The 14,452-nt window shown below is 69.0% G+C and carries 13 protein-coding genes; 7 read left to right on the plus strand and 6 right to left on the minus strand.

The window, feature by feature from the left end:
- Window positions 1–89: 89 nt before the first annotated feature.
- Window positions 90–779 (minus strand): PadR family transcriptional regulator, encoded by a 690-nt coding sequence (locus AC0KS4_RS12040; RefSeq protein ID WP_225328721.1) that lies wholly within the window; start codon window positions 777–779, stop codon window positions 90–92.
- 61 nt (window positions 780–840) lie between these two features.
- On the opposite strand from AC0KS4_RS12040, the gene AC0KS4_RS12045 reads away from it, so the two are divergent.
- Window positions 841–1,761, plus strand: coding sequence for a TIGR03619 family F420-dependent LLM class oxidoreductase (locus tag AC0KS4_RS12045; RefSeq protein WP_225328772.1), 921 nt, complete (start codon window positions 841–843; stop codon window positions 1,759–1,761).
- On the opposite strand, the gene AC0KS4_RS12050 is transcribed toward AC0KS4_RS12045, so the two are convergent.
- On the minus strand, window positions 1,754–2,551 hold the full coding sequence (locus tag AC0KS4_RS12050) for a hypothetical protein (RefSeq protein WP_238957289.1): 798 nt from the start codon (window positions 2,549–2,551) through the stop codon (window positions 1,754–1,756). The genes AC0KS4_RS12045 and AC0KS4_RS12050 overlap by 8 nt on opposite strands.
- A 91-nt stretch (window positions 2,552–2,642) precedes the next feature.
- Here AC0KS4_RS12050 and AC0KS4_RS12055 point away from each other — a divergent pair, with 91 nt between their 5' ends.
- From AC0KS4_RS12055 to AC0KS4_RS12080, 6 genes are all read left to right on the plus strand, one after another.
- Window positions 2,643–3,767, plus strand: a complete 1,125-nt coding sequence (locus AC0KS4_RS12055) for an FAD-dependent oxidoreductase (RefSeq protein WP_238955951.1) — start codon at window positions 2,643–2,645, stop codon at window positions 3,765–3,767.
- Window positions 3,764–5,080 carry an APC family permease gene (locus tag AC0KS4_RS12060; protein WP_238955952.1) on the plus strand — a complete coding sequence of 439 codons (1,317 nt, stop codon included), beginning with the start codon at window positions 3,764–3,766 and terminating at the stop codon, window positions 5,078–5,080. The genes AC0KS4_RS12055 and AC0KS4_RS12060 overlap by 4 nt, the downstream gene beginning before the upstream one ends.
- Window positions 5,081–5,084: 4 nt before the next feature.
- Complete coding sequence (locus AC0KS4_RS12065) at window positions 5,085–5,594, plus strand: flavin reductase family protein (protein WP_238955953.1); 510 nt, start codon at window positions 5,085–5,087, stop codon at window positions 5,592–5,594.
- 2 nt (window positions 5,595–5,596) lie between these two features.
- On the plus strand, window positions 5,597–6,310 hold the full coding sequence (locus tag AC0KS4_RS12070) for a pyrimidine reductase family protein (protein WP_238955954.1): 714 nt from the start codon (window positions 5,597–5,599) through the stop codon (window positions 6,308–6,310).
- A 111-nt stretch (window positions 6,311–6,421) separates the two neighbouring features.
- A complete protein-coding gene (locus AC0KS4_RS12075; protein WP_225328716.1) occupies window positions 6,422–6,763 on the plus strand; it encodes a hypothetical protein in 342 nt (113 codons plus the stop codon).
- Between the two features lie 89 nt (window positions 6,764–6,852).
- Entirely contained in the window at window positions 6,853–8,373 is a 1,521-nt protein-coding gene (locus AC0KS4_RS12080) for a serine/threonine-protein kinase (protein WP_238955955.1), read from the plus strand.
- 13 nt (window positions 8,374–8,386) lie between these two features.
- On the opposite strand, the gene AC0KS4_RS12085 is transcribed toward AC0KS4_RS12080, so the two are convergent.
- The 4 genes from AC0KS4_RS12085 to AC0KS4_RS12100 form a co-directional block, all read right to left on the minus strand.
- Window positions 8,387–9,877 carry an MFS transporter gene (locus tag AC0KS4_RS12085; RefSeq protein ID WP_225328537.1) on the minus strand — a complete coding sequence of 497 codons (1,491 nt, stop codon included), beginning with the start codon at window positions 9,875–9,877 and terminating at the stop codon, window positions 8,387–8,389.
- 7 nt (window positions 9,878–9,884) lie between these two features.
- Window positions 9,885–10,682, minus strand: a complete 798-nt coding sequence (locus AC0KS4_RS12090) for a GAF domain-containing protein (protein WP_225328536.1) — start codon at window positions 10,680–10,682, stop codon at window positions 9,885–9,887.
- Between the two features lie 82 nt (window positions 10,683–10,764).
- Window positions 10,765–12,555, minus strand: a complete 1,791-nt coding sequence (gene ngg, locus AC0KS4_RS12095; protein ID WP_225328535.1) for an N-acetylglutaminylglutamine synthetase — start codon at window positions 12,553–12,555, stop codon at window positions 10,765–10,767.
- Window positions 12,552–14,357, minus strand: a complete 1,806-nt coding sequence (locus AC0KS4_RS12100; protein WP_225328534.1) for an N-acetylglutaminylglutamine amidotransferase — start codon at window positions 14,355–14,357, stop codon at window positions 12,552–12,554. The genes ngg and AC0KS4_RS12100 overlap by 4 nt, the downstream gene beginning before the upstream one ends.
- Window positions 14,358–14,452 lie beyond the last annotated feature (95 nt).

The raw sequence follows: 14,452 nt of genomic DNA on the forward strand, positions 1-14,452 counted from the left end.
GGGAATTCAATATACGTTCCCGATATCCGAAACCGCACCCGCGTGCACGCAACGAGCGGCGACACAGGGCGAAACGACCGCCGCCACAACTACTCGGCGTCGCGCTTCGCCTGGACCTGCTTTTCGATTTCGCGCCAATACCCCGGCGTGGGACGCGGCTTGCCGAACCCGCCCTTCTCGGCCTTCTTCAGGACGGCGTCGGCCTCGTCGATGTCCTTCATGAGCTCCAGGGCGAACTCACGCTCGGCGGCGTAGTACTTCGCGGCCCAGCGCAACGCGATCACCGAATACGCCCACGCCGGTTCGCCTTCGGCGCCGTCGGCGTCTTCCACCGCCTTGCGATGACGGGCATCGGCGAACGCCACATGTTCTTGCAGCAGTTCCTTGAGCCGAGCCGGATTGGTGAGGTGACCGAACGTAACCCTAAGCAGCACACTGTGTTTGAGCACCGGCGGGTCCACCGGCGCGTCGTTGACCCACTCGATGGCAGCCGCCATGCCGGCTTCGGTGATCTTGTAGAGCCGGCGGGTGCGGGTGCCCTCGTCGCGCTCGACGCGCGACGTGACCAGCCCCATGCCCTCCAACTTCTTCAGCTCCGTATAGATCTGGCTGTAGGACGGGCTCCAGTAGTAGAGATCGACGCTCCAGTCGATCCACTTCTTGAGGTCGTAGCCGGAGATCTCCTCCTCATAGGACATCATGCACAGCAACGCCCGACTGGTGGCCGCCAAGGCGGCGTTCGTCGGCTTTTTGCTGGCAGGGTCCGTTTCGGAGTCCACGTGGCCAGGTTAACAACACGCACCCTAGATTGGGGGACATGGACCGCTGGCTGGGATGCCCGTGAAATTCGCCTTCCCCGTTCCGCACATGCTGCGCCTCAAGGCGATTTCGCAACCCTGGGAAGCGGCCGTCACCGGCCCAGAACAGCGGCGCATGATGCGGTGCGCCGACCAGTGGGGCTACGACATGATCGCGGTGCCCGAACATCTCGTCATCCCGACCGACCACGTCGACTTGTCCGGGGCGCACTACCTGCATTCGACGGTCGCCCAGGCCTTCATCGCCGGCGCCACCGAACGGGTCGTCGTCAATTCCTGCATCACCATCCTGCCGCTGCAACATCCGATCGTGCTGGCCAAAGCGTTGGCCACCGCCGACTGGATGAGTGGCGGCCGGATGATGGTCACGTTCGGCGTCGGGTGGCTGGCGCGGGAGTTCGAGCTCGTCGGCGTGCCGTTCGGGGAACGCGGGCGGATCGCCGACGAGTACCTGGCGGCCATCGTCGAACTGTGGACCAGTGACGCGCCGCGATTCGAGGGCCGCTACGTGTCGTTCGCCGACATCGCCTTCGAGCCGAAACCCGTTCAAAAGCCCCACCTCCCGATCTGGATCGGCGGCGACGCCGACGCCGCGTTGCGCAGGGCCGCCGCCTTCGGTTCGGGTTGGTGGCCGTTCCTTACCAAGCCCGAGCAGATCGCCGAAAAGCTGGACTACATCAAGGCCCAACCTTCCTACGACGGCCGCCCTTTCGAGGTGATGCACGGGTTGGGCACCAACCGAGTGGGCGAAGGGCACGTCGCCCGGCGCGACGCCAGCGATCGGCCGGGCATGAGCGCGGCGCAGATCGTCGACCGGCTGGGCTGGCTCGCCGAGCAGGGCGTGACGATGACCGCGGTTCCCGTTCCGGCCGTCGGTGGCGTGGACGAGTACCTCGACTACGCGCAGTGGGTCATCGAAGAGATCAAGCCGCAGCTCACCTGATCTGCAGCCCGCGCCGGCGCACCCATCCGACCGCTGCGACGCTGCACGCGATCCACACACTGACCGCGATGGCGACGTGGACAACGCTTTTGGTGTCCCGGCCGAACACCGGCCAGATGAGGGCGGGCAATCGCTGCCACAAGACACGGTGCTCCACACCGTTCATCGGATCGGCGACGTGGTACAACGCGTACGGCAGCGCCAGCGCCAAAAGCCAGCTGCGCATGCGGCGCAGATCGCCGCGCTGGCGCCACCGCCGGATCAACGGCTCGACACTGACCGGGTAGAGCACCGACATCAGGTTCCCCACGCCCAGCCACGACACGATCGGCACCGCGACGGTGGGGACCGTAATAGCCAGGCGCGCAGGCGATTCCAGCAACAACGTCAGCACCGTCGCGGCGGCCATGGTCGGCAGCCCGACGATCGCGAGCAGGGCGAGGTTCTTGATCAACAGGATGCGCCCGAACGGCACGCCCGCGGACAGCCCCCGAAGGATGCGGTAATGATCGGCGCCCAGGAAATTGGTGGTGGTGACGTCGGCGAGCACCCACGAAGAGAAGTAGGTGCCAACCAGGATCACCCAATCGTGGTGCCGGCCCACCGGGGTCAGCGGCTGCACCACCAGCCAGGCGGCGGCGATGACCACGTTGGCCACCACACCCATCAGCCAGGTGCGCGGCGGGGTGAACGCCCACCGGACCTCGGCGACGACCGCCGGGACGAGGTCCTTCGCGAAGTCCATGGCGGCGCGCTGTGCCGCGGCGGGACGGGGGGCCGAGGCTCGCACGAGGGCGCGCAGAAGGGCGTCCAATGACGTGGCCTCCTCGCAATCGGATCGTCGACGTTCGTCCGCACCGTACGCACGGCAGGATAGCCCCATGAACCGAAAGCGCGTCGTCGTCGCGGGACTCGGGGACGCGGGCGTCCTCGCTGCGATCCGGCTGTCCCGGCACGCCGACGTCGTCGGGATCTCGGCCAAACCCGCGCTGGTGAGCGGCCAGGAACTCGGCGTCCGGCTCTCCCGCCCGCACGACTGGGCCCGCGATTACTGGATCCCGTTCGACCGGTTCCGTCGCCTGGACCGCGTCCGCACGGTGCAGGCGACGCTGACCGGAGTGGACCTGGAGGCCCAGACCGTGTTCGGCCGAGGCGACGACGGCGCGACCATCACCGAGGCCTACGACGCGCTGGTCATCTCGACCGGGGTCAGCAATGGGTTCTGGCGCCGGCCGACACTGCAGACCGCCGCCGAGATCGGCGCCGAGTTGCGCGCGGCGCACGACCGGCTCGCCGCCGCCGCGTCGGTGATCGTGGTGGGCGGCGGCGCGGCGGCGGTCAGCAGCGCCCTCAACATGGCGACCACCTGGCCGGACAAGCGGATCGACCTGTACTTCCCCGGCGCGTCCGCGCTTCAGGAGTATCACCCGCGGACGTGGCAGCGGATCCGCACCCGACTGCGCGAGCTGGGCGTCGGCGTGCATCCGGGCCACCGCGCGGTGCTCGGCGAAGGCTTCGTCGGCGACGAACTCACCGACGAACCGGTGCGCTGGAGCACCGGACAACCCCCGGCCAACGCGGACGCCGTGCTGTGGGCGATCGGGCGGGCGCGGCCCAACACCGATTGGCTGCCACCGGAGTTGCTCGACGAGTTCGGGTTCGTGCGCGTCACACCGGAGCTGCGGGTGCCCGGACAGCGGCGCGTCTTCGCGCTCGGCGACGTCGCGGCCACCGACCCCCTGCGCAGCTCCGCCCGCAACCGCGGCGACGCCCTGGTGGCGCGAAACCTCCTCGCGGAGTTCGCGGGCCGCCCGCTGCGCACCTACCGCGCGCCGACGCGGCGATGGGGTGCGTTGGTCGGCATCCAGCCCAACGGGCTGGAGGTCTTCCTGCCCACCGGCCACGCCTTCCGCTTCCCGTCCTGGTCGGTCGAACGCGTGGTGATGCCGTGGTTCGTGCGCTGGGGCATGTATCGCGGAGTGCGCCAGAACAACCCACTCGGATGAGCGCGCCATCCGGCCGCCGCGACGAGCTTCGCCGAAGCCTGGGAGTCTTCGACGCGGTGGTGATCGGGCTGGGCTCGATGATCGGCGCCGGGATTTTCGCCGCGCTGGGTCCCGCGGCGCGCGCCGCCGGTTCGGGACTGCTGCTGGGCCTGGCGCTCGCGGCGGTGGTGGCCTACTGCAACGCCACTTCCTCCGCGCGGCTCGCGGCGCGCTATCCCGCGTCGGGCGGCACCTATGTCTACGGGCGAAAGCGGCTGGGCGATTTCTGGGGATACCTGGCGGGTTGGGGCTTCGTCGTCGGCAAGACCGCCTCGTGCGCGGCGATGGCCCTCACCGTCGGCGCCTACGTCTGGCCCGCGCAGGCGCATGCGGTGGCCGTCGCGGTGGTGGTCGCGCTGACCGCGGTGAACTACGCCGGAGTGCGGAAATCGGCCTGGCTGACCCGCGTCATCGTCGCGCTGGTGCTGGGCGTGCTGGCGGCGGTGATCGTCGCCGCGTTCAGCTCGGGAAGGGCCGACATCGATCCGTTCCGCCTGGCCGGCGCGACCGTCGGCGGTGTGGTGCAAGCCGCAGGGCTGCTGTTTTTCGCCTTTGCCGGGTATGCGCGCATCGCGACGCTGGGCGAGGAGGTGCGCGACCCGGCCCGCACCATTCCGCGAGCGATACCGCTGGCGCTGACCATCGCCCTGGCCGTCTACGCCCTGGTGGCGGTCGCGGCGCTGTCCGTGCTGGGGCCGACCCGCCTGGCCCAGAGCGCCGCCCCGCTGGTCGAAACGGCCCGCGCGGCGGGCGCGGCCCGGCTGGTTCCCCTCGTCCAGGCGGGGGCCGCGGTCGCCGCGGTGGGTTCGCTGCTGGCGCTGATCCTCGGCGTCTCGCGCACCACCTTGGCCATGGCGCGAGATCGCCATCTCCCCCACGCGCTGGCCGCCGTGCACCCGCGGTTTCGCGTGCCCCACCGCGCGGAACTGCTGATCGGCGTTGTCGTCGCGGTCCTGGCGGCCACCACCGACCTTCGCGACGCCATCGGCTTCTCCTCGTTCGCCGTGCTGATCTACTACGCCATCGCCAACGCCTCCGCGCTCACCCTCGGGCGCGATGAGGGCCGCCCGCCCCGGGCCGTCCCGGTGGTCGGCCTGCTCGGATGCGTGGTGCTGGCTTTCGCGACGCCACGGTGGTCGGTGCTGTCCGGTGTGACGGTGTTGGGCATCGGTGTCGCCGCCTACGCGATCCGGCGGATCATCTCCCCAATGATGTTGCGTCGCGGCGCAAATCGCGGGAACACGATTCCCCCGGGGTCTGACGGGGAAGACTGACCGGATGGCCGACCCCGAAACCGACCCGGAGACCGAGGCATTCGACAAGCTGGTGGCGGTGCTGAACTATCCGATGTTCGTCGTCACCACGCAGGCCAATGGCACCCCGGCCGGCTGCCTGGTGGGGTTCGCCAGCCAGGCCAGCATTCATCCGCCCCGATTTCTGGTCGGCCTGTCGCGGCGAAACCACACGTTCCGCACGGCCCGCGACGCCACCCACCTGGCCGTGCACGTCTTCGATCACGACCACCTCGACGTCGTCGAGCTCTTCGGCAGCCAGACCAGCGACAAGATCGACAAGTTCGACCGCTGCTCCTGGCATCCGGGCCCCGACGGGATGCCCATCCTCGACGACGCGGCCGCATGGTTCGTCGGTGAGATCCTGGAACGCTTCCCGCTGGGCGACCACGTCGGGCACCTGCTGGCACCGGTCGGCGGCAGCGCGCCACGGGAGCTGGAAAGCTGGGTGTCCTTCGGCGACGTCCGCCAACTCGAACCCGGCCACGAGGCGTGAGGGTGGACCAGACTCCCCGGGTCAGCATCGTCCCCAGCATCGTCGAACTCGCGCCCTTCTACGCCGATCCCCCGGATGGCCTGCGCGCCAACATGATCTTCAGCGCCGACGGAGCCGCCGCGTTCGGCGGGCGCGCCGGCCCGCTGTCGTGTCCCACCGATCAACGGCTGTTACGAATCCTGCGCGGGCTTGCCGACGTCGTCCTGGTCGGAGCCGGCACCGCCCGCGCCGAAAACTATGGCCCGGTGAAGCTCACCGACGCCGCGCGGGCCAGGCGGCACCACGAGGGCCGGTTCGCGCCCCCGCCGATCGCGGTCGTCAGCCGCAGCGGCGAACTGCCCGCCCGGCTGTTCAGCAATCCGGAACAACCACCGATCCTGGTGACCTGCGCGCGAACCGCGGCGCGCCTCGACAATGACGACCGCCTGCGCCTGCTGGTCGCCGGTGAGGACACCGTGGACGTGGCCCGCGCCGTCGCGATGCTGCGTGAGCACGGCATGCACCGCATCCTGTGCGAGGGTGGGCCGACCCTGCTCGACGAGCTGGTGGAGGCCGACGTCGTGACCGAACTGTGCGTCACGCTCGCTCCCCGACTCGCCGCGAGCCAGCCGGTGGGTTACCGCGTGCACCCGGCGCGGTTGACCGCGCCGGTCACGATGCGCCTGGCGCACGCGTTGGTCTGCGAGGACTACCTGTTCCTGAAGTACAGCCGCTGACACCGGTGCGCAAAAGCGCTCGACATGCAGCGGGCGGCTTCCCTTCCTATGATGAGAATGCCCGGCTTGTCGCCTCCCGCGCGCTGCACACAGAAAAGGATCACCGGCCAGGTGAGCAGTTCCGACCACGAGCATGACTATCGAAATCTGGCGGTGAATCGATTGCGCCCCAGCGAAATTCAATGGGCGCTGAACCACGATGCCGTGCACGGGATTGCGTACGCGTTCAGGAATCCCGTCGCGGTCGCCGAGTCCCTCGAGGACCCGGACGACGACCGCAGGACATACCTGGTCCGGGTCAAGCGCGACGACCTGGCCAACGCGCTGGAAAAGATCAACGCGTGGATTTTCGACAATCCTGGCCCGGCCGGCATGCAGGCCTACGGATTCGTCCGGGCGCTGTCTCGCGAAGGGCTCACCGACCGCGCCGCCGGTGACGACGACGTCCGCTAGTCGCGTCCCACGCCCCCGCCCACGCGGATGCTGTACTTTTCCTGCGGTGAGATCGACGGCCCACCCGCCGGTCTTGATTGGAGTCAGCGATGGGCGACGCGCAGGGCTCGCGGTCGGGGACGATGTTCGGGCCCTACCGCCTGAAGCGATTGCTCGGCCGCGGCGGGATGGGCGAGGTCTACGAGGCCGAGCACACCGTCAAACAGTGGACCGTGGCGCTGAAGCTGATGTCGCACACGTTCAGTCAGGATCCGGTGTTCCGCAAGCGCCTGGAGCGCGAGGCCCGCATCACCGGCAGGCTGCTGGAACCGCACGTGGTGCCCGTTCACGACTACGGCGAGATCGACGGGCAGCTGTACTTGGAGATGCGCCTCATCGAGGGCGTCGACCTCGACCGCCTGCTGGAACGGGAAGGACCGCTGGCCGCGCCGCGCGCGGTGGCCATCATCCACCAGGTCGCGTCGGCACTCGACGCCGCGCACACCGCCGGGGTCACACACCGCGACGTCAAACCGCAGAACATCCTGATCACCGGCGATGACTTCGCCTATCTCGTCGACTTCGGCATCGCCAACGCCAAGACCGACGAGAAACTCACCCAGCTGGGCACCGCGGTGGGGACCTTGAAATACATGGCGCCCGAACGCTTTTCGAGCGACGCTGCAAGCGACCCTGCATCAAACGATGTGACCTCCCGCGCCGACGTGTACGCACTGGCCTGCGTGCTGTACGAAGCCCTGACGGGGACGCCGCCCTACGGCGCCGACAGCACCGGCGCGCTGGTCAACGCCCACCTGACGGCGCCCATCCCCCAACCCAGCGCGCACGGCGTGAGCCCGGCATTCGACACGGTGATCGCGGGTGGAATGGCCAAGGATCCGAGCGAGCGCTACCCCTCCGCCGGTGCCCTGGCGGCCGCCGCGCACACCGCGCTGAGCAGTCCCGAACGAGAGCGCGCCGAGACGATCCTGCAGCGCGGCGACGCCCCGGCGATCAGCCCGGCGGGCCCGCCGCGCACGCGCTCCCGGCGGCCGATCCTGGCCGCAGCGGCCGCCGCGGCCGTCGTCGCCGCCGCCATCTGCGCCGTCGGCGTCTGGCTCGTGCTGAAGCCGACCAGCGAGCCCTCGCACCGGGCCGGCATCGGGAAAACCGCGCCGCCGAGCACCGCCGCCGGAAGCGGTGACCAGGCCCGCCTGATCAGTCTGCTGCCGCCGGGCTACCTGCCCGGAACGTGCACGCCCGCCACCCCAGAGTCGGGCAGCGTCTGGACGCACGCGGTGGCCATGGTCACCTGCGGGCAGAACACCCAGCCCGGCGGCCCGAGCCGCGCCACCTACGGGCTGTTCGGGACGCCCGACCGGCTGAAGAAGGCGTTCGACGACGACATCGGCAACGTCAGCCTGGTGAACTGCCCGGGCGAGGGACGCTCACCGGTCGGCTGGCACTACGACGAAACCCCGAACGACATGGCCGGCCTGATCGCGTGCGGCAGCTACAACAACCACCCGAACGTGATCTGGTCCAACGACGCGAGGCTCATGCTCAGCGACGTGACCGGCGACCCGGCCACCGTCGAAGACCTGCACACGTGGTGGGACGCGTACGGCTGATCCATCCGGACCGTCAGTCCGGTAGCGCCGAATCCTCTTGGCTTTCGGCGTCTTCGGCGTCTTCCACAGTCAACGGCAACGCCAGCTCTTCCAGCGGGCGCCGCTCGGCGGCGACGCCGAGCCACAGTTCGACCACCCCGGCCGCCGCCATCACCAGCGCTCCGATCAAGAACGACCAGACGACCTCGTTGCGATGCCCCGAGTTGATGAGCTGACCGAACAGCAACGGGCCGGTGATGCCGCCGATCGCCGTCCCCATCGCGTAGAAGAACGCGATCGCCAGCGCCCGCGTCTCCATCGGGAAGATCTCGCTGACCGTCAGGTACGCCGCGCTGGCACCCGCCGAGGCCAGGAAGAACGCAACGATCAGCACCCCGATGAAGGCCCAGACGCCGCCGGCCTGGGTGACGAACACCAACGCCAGCACCACCACCGCGACACCGGAACCGATGTAGGTCAGCGTGATCATCGGTTTGCGGCCGACGGTGTCGAACAGGTGCCCGAGCACCAGCGGGCCGGCGAAATTGCTGAGGGCCCACAACACGAAGAACACCGGCACCATGCCCGACGGCACGGCGTAGAACTGGCTGAGCAGCGTGCCTAGGTTGAACGTGACGCCGTTGTAGAGGAACGCCTGCCCGATGAACAGCGCCAGCCCGAGCACCGCGCGCCGCGGGTAGAGCTTGAAGGCCACCCCGGCGATCTCCCGGAACGAAATCGCCTTGCGCTGACGTATCCGCAGCGGCTTGCCCTGCGGTTCGGGCAGCGCTTCGCCCGTCTCCCGCTGAACCTCGTCTTCGATCTCGCCGACGATGCGCTCGGCTTCCTCCTCGCGGCCGTGAATGAACAGCCAGCGCGGGCTTTCCGGGACGTTGCGCCGCACGAGCAGGACGAAGATGCCGAGGATCGCGCCGATGCCGAAGGCGAGCCGCCACCCGAGGTTGGGCGGAAAGTTCGCGGTGTTCAACAGGATCAGCGCGCCGCCGGCGCCGGCGGCCGAACCCAGCCAATAGGTTCCGTTGATCACCAGGTCGACACGGCCGCGCACCCGCGCCGGGATCAACTCGTCGATGGCCGAGTTGATGGCGGCGTATTCGCCGCCGATGCCGGAGCCGGTGAAGAAGCGGGTCAAGAAGAAATACCAGGGGGCGAACGCGAACGCGGTCGCCACGGTGGCGACCAAATAGATCGCGAGGGTGAGGATGAACAGGTTTCGTCGCCCGAACCGGTCGGTGAGGTGACCGAAGAACAACGCCCCCGAACACGCCCCGGCGATGTAGATCGCGGCCGCCATGCCGATCTGCGCGGGGTTCAGCGCGATGCCGCTGTTGTGCTCCATCAGCCGCGCCGAGACGTTGCCGACCATGGTGACCTCGAGCCCGTCGAGCACCCACACCCCGCCCAGGCCGACCACGACGCGCCAATGAAACCGTGACCACGGCAGCCGGTCCAGCCGGGCGGGCACCTGCGTCGCGATGGACTTCGTTTGCGCGCTCGCACTCATGGGCGTCTCAGTCGTTTTCGTCGTCGGGGTACAGCAGGTCACCGAGCATGAGCCGGTCCTGCTCGCGGTCCAGGGGCATCTCATCGCCGCCACAAACGTAGCGCCCCATGATCTCGGCGATGGTGTGAACTTTGATGTTCGTACGTTGCGAAAGGTCCCGTAGGACGTTCCAGGCGGTGGCCGAATCGCAGTGTTGCGCGTGCATGATCATGCCGACGGCCCGGTCGGTGTCGGCTCGAGAACTCAGAACGGCTTGAACGCTGGCTTCCTGATTGCGCACCGTCTGCTGGGTTGCCAGCCACAACTCGAGTTGCTCCATCACCACCCCGGCCAGCAGTTGGAGGCCAGCAGTTTGCTTGGGGGTGACCTGGCCCGGGTGGGTGTCGAGCACGTTGACCGTGCCCAGGCGGTGCCCGTCCGGGGTGATGATCGGTGCGGCCGCATAAAATCGGATCCCCAACTCGCCGCGCACCAGCGGATTATCGAGAGCCTTGGGGTCGCGCAGGGTATCCGGAATCACATACGGCTCGTCCTGCAGGATCGCCGACGCGCACAGACCCGGATCTCGGCCGATCTGCGTGGTCTCCTCCGGCAAACCCTCAATGGCCTTGAACCAGATGCGGTCCTCATCCACGATCGTCACGGAGGCGAACGGTGCGTTGAACATGCGGGCCGCAATCGCCGCGACACGATCGAAGACTCCGTCTCGTGGAGTGTCGAGGATCGCGAAGCGGCGGACCGCGGCCAGGCGCTGCGATTCCACATCAGCGGCAGTGCCGTCGGGCCGAGTCTTTGCACCGGTCATGGTCGGTGGCTCCTCTCGCGGGTCGGCGTTTTCGGGTGGCAATGGGCCGACCGGATATCGGACCGGCACCGCAGGCGCGGCGTCAGCCACGATCGGAGCGGGACTCCTCGGGCGTCCAGGCCTGCGGCTGCCCGGGGTGGCCGGGGAAGAGGAAATCGATGAAAGCCGCTGCGGTGGGCTGAGGTTCGTGGTTGGCCAGCCCCGGTCGTTCGTTGGCTTCGATGAACGCGTAGTCGGCGCCGGTGACGTCGGGCACCAGCAGGTCGATGCCGGTCACCGGGATGCCGATCGCGTCGGCCGCGGTCACCGCGACCCGGCACAATTCGCTGTTCACCTGCGCGGTGACGTCGTGGATGGTGCCGCCCTGATGCAGGTTCGCGGTGCGACGCACCCGAAGGCGGGTGCCCTGGGGCAGCACATCGTCGAGCTCCCAACCGGCTTCGGCGACGGTCGATTCCGTGAGGTCATCGAGCGGGATGCGGGACTCGCCCCCGGTGGCCGCCGAACGGCGCCGGCTTTCGGCCGCGATCAAGTCCCGCACGCTGTGCTCCCCCGTGCCGATGATCTCCGGGGGCATGCGCAGCGCGGCGGCGACGACGCGGCCGTCGATCACCACGAGCCGAAGGTCGTCGCCGGCCACCCGCTGCTCGATGAGCACGTCCGGGTATTGCTTGCGGGCGCGCGCGAGCGCGGCGGACAGATCGTCGGGCCCGTTGTCGGCGACGACCCCGACCGTGATGCCCTTGCCCTGCTCACCCCGCGTCGGTTTGACGACGACCTCGCCGACCTCCTTGAGGAAGGCGAAGTCGCTCTCGTCGAAGGTGGCCAGGCGGGCGCGCGGCACGGTGATCCCGGCCTCGGAGACCAGGCGCCGGGTCAACCGCTTGTCGTCGCAGCGGCACATCGCCACCGCCGAGGTGTATTCGGACAGCGATTCGCGGGTGATGACGCTGCGGCCGCCGTGGGTGAGCCGCATCTCGCCGGTCTCGGCGTCGAGCACCTCGACCCAGATCCCGCGGCGCAGCGCCTCGTCGGCGATGATGCGGGCGTAGGGGTTGAGGTCGTCGACCGTCTCCGGCGGCGGGCTGAACAACGGCTCGTTGATCGCGTTCTTGCGCTTGATCGCCAGCACCGGGACGCGGCGGAAACCCAACTTCTCGTACAGGCCGATGGCGGCGGCGTTGTCGTGCGCCACCGACAGATCCATGTAGGCGCGGCCCGCGTCGCGGAAGTGCTCGGCCAGGGCCCGGGTGAGGGCCGCGCCGACGCCCGGGAGCCCCGCGGCCGGATCGACGGCCAGCGTCCACAGGCTCGACCCTTCCTCCGGGTCGTTGAACAGCAACTCGTGATCAACCCCGGTGACGGTGCCCACGACGGCGCCGTCCTCGTCGCGCACCGCCAGCAGGTACTTCACCGCCGGCACATGCTGATGGTTGTCCCAGATCACGTCGACCCCGGCCGGGACCATTCCGCAGCGCACGTACACGCGGTTCATGGCGTCGGCGTCGATCGGATCGTTGAGCGTGCGCACCGTCACGCCCAGCGGCGCCGGCGGCGAGGTCTTCTTCTTGCCGGTGAAGCGCAGCCGGTAGGTGTGGCTGGGATCGATGAACAGCTCGGTCGGCGCCTCGGCGACCACGACGTGGGATTCGCGGGCGTAGATGCAGATGTCGCGCCGCCCGGGCCCTTCGCGCCGCAGCGCCTCGACCAGGTGCTGGGAGTCGGCGAAGGTCTGGCCGAAAATGAGTCGGCCCCAACCCAATTCGAGCTCGACATCCTTGGCCATCGCATCGACCAGCTCCGGCGGCGAGGCGTCGTGCAGGCCGAGCGTGATCGCTTCGGTGTGGTCGCCGGATGGATCGACCACGGTCATGCAACCGGCCCCGTGACGCCGTGCCGCTGCAACCACAGCTCGAGAAGGGCGATCTGCCAGAGCTCGTTACCGCGCAGCGGGGTCAGCTTGCCATTGGGATTCTCCAGCAGGCTGTCGACCGCTTCCGCGCGAAACAGGCCGCGCTCCTTGGCAACCGGCGCGTAGAGGGCGTCGCGCACCATGTCGAGGTAGGGCCCTTCGAGATGGGTCAGCGCCGGAACCGGGAAATAGCCCTTCGGCCGGTCGATGACCTCTGACGGAACGACCCGCCGCGCAGCCTGTTTCAGGACGCCCTTGCCCTCGTGCGCGATCTTCAACTCCGGCGGGCAGGTGGCGGCCAGTTCCACCAACTCGTGGTCGAGGAACGGAACCCGGCCCTCCAGCCCCCACGCCATCGTCATGTTGTCGACCCGCTTGACCGGGTCGTCGATCAGCATGACGGTGGTGTCGAGCCGCAACGCGCGATCGACGCCCGTCTCGGCGCCGGCCTGAGCGAAGTGCTCGGTGACAAACCGGCCGCTGGGGTCGCCTGGCGCCATGATGCCTGGTCCCAGCAGGCCCGCCAGCTCGGCCGAATCACGGTCGAAGAAGGCGCCGCGGTACTCGGCGACCGCACCCTGCAGCGACGCGGCGGCCGGTGAGCCCATCGGCGGGTACCAGTGGTAGCCGGCGAACACCTCGTCGGCGCCCTGGCCGGACTGCACGACCTTCACGTGGCGCGCCACTTCCTGACTGAGCAGGTAGAAGGCGACGCAGTCGTGGCTGACCATCGGCTCGCTCATCGCGCCGATGGCCCCGTCGAGGGCGGGCAGCATCCGGTCGGTCTCGATGCGGATCTGGTGGTGGTCGGTCTCGAAGCGCTGGGCCACGATGTCGGAGTACTGGAACTCGTCGCCCTTGACGCCGCCGGCCGACTCGAAGCCGATCGAGAAGGTGGACAGCCCATGCTGGCCGGCTTCGGCGAGCAGGCCCACGATCAGGCTGGAGTCGACACCGCCGGACAGCAGGCAGCCGACCGGCACGTCGGCGACCAGGCGGCGCTTCACCGCCAGGCGCAGCGTGGACAGCACGGCGTCTTCCCAGTCGCGCTCCGACCAGTCCGCGCGGTCGGCGTGCCGGGTGAAATCGGGCGCCCAGTACGTGGTGACGGTGCGCCTGCCGTCGGGCTCAATCGCGACCAGCGAGGCGGGCGGCACCTTGCGCACCCCGCGCAGGATGGTCGCCGGGGCGGGCACCACCGAGTGGAAGCTCATGTAGTGGTGCAGGGCGACGGGGTCGATGCGGGTGTCCACGCCGCCGCCGGCCAGCAGGGCCGGCAGGGTCGACGCGAACCGGACCCGGTGGCTGTCCTCGGTCAGGTAGAGGGGTTTGATGCCGAGCCGGTCGCGCCCGAGCAGCACCCGCCCGCTGTCGCGCTCGACGATGGCGAAGGCAAACATGCCGAACAGGTGGCTGACGAAGTCGTCGCCCCACCGGTGGTAGGCCTTGATCAGAACTTCGGTGTCGCTGTGCGAGAAGAAGCGGTAGCCGTACCCGCTGAGTTCGCTGCGCAGTTCCTTGTAGTTGTAGATGCAGCCGTTCCAGGCGATGGACAGACCCAGCTCGGAGTCGACCATCGGCTGCGAGCCGGCCTCGGTCAGGTCGATGATCTTGAGGCGACGATGACCGAGCGCGACCCGGCCCTGTGACCAGGCGCCGCCACTATCCGGGCCCCTCGGCGTCAGCACGGCGGCCATCGCTGAGACCGCCGCTACCTCGGGCGCCCGCCCGTCGAGTCGTACCTCCCCGGTGACTCCGCACACCTCTTCGACCCTACCGGGGCCCGATTCGACCCGCGCGTGACGTCCGCCAAAAGCGCTGCAACGGCCCATCAACGCCCATGATCAACGCTTGGTGA

This window comes from Mycobacterium sp. NTMscope_MAC_12 (genome assembly GCF_976985675.1).

What these genes read in the sequence shown, in the direction of transcription:
- AC0KS4_RS12055 (WP_238955951.1), top strand. Translation starts at nt 2,643, where the DNA reads ATGAACCGAAAGCGCGTCGTCGTCGCGGGACTCGGGGACGCGGGCGTC.
- AC0KS4_RS12060 (WP_238955952.1), top strand. Translation starts at nt 3,764, where the DNA reads ATGAGCGCGCCATCCGGCCGCCGCGACGAGCTTCGCCGAAGCCTGGGA.
- AC0KS4_RS12065 (WP_238955953.1), top strand. Translation starts at nt 5,085, where the DNA reads ATGGCCGACCCCGAAACCGACCCGGAGACCGAGGCATTCGACAAGCTG.
- AC0KS4_RS12080 (WP_238955955.1), top strand. Translation starts at nt 6,853, where the DNA reads ATGGGCGACGCGCAGGGCTCGCGGTCGGGGACGATGTTCGGGCCCTAC.
- AC0KS4_RS12085 (WP_225328537.1), bottom strand. Translation starts at nt 9,877, where the DNA reads ATGAGTGCGAGCGCGCAAACGAAGTCCATCGCGACGCAGGTGCCCGCC.
- AC0KS4_RS12090 (WP_225328536.1), bottom strand. Translation starts at nt 10,682, where the DNA reads ATGACCGGTGCAAAGACTCGGCCCGACGGCACTGCCGCTGATGTGGAA.
- ngg (WP_225328535.1), bottom strand. Translation starts at nt 12,555, where the DNA reads ATGACCGTGGTCGATCCATCCGGCGACCACACCGAAGCGATCACGCTC.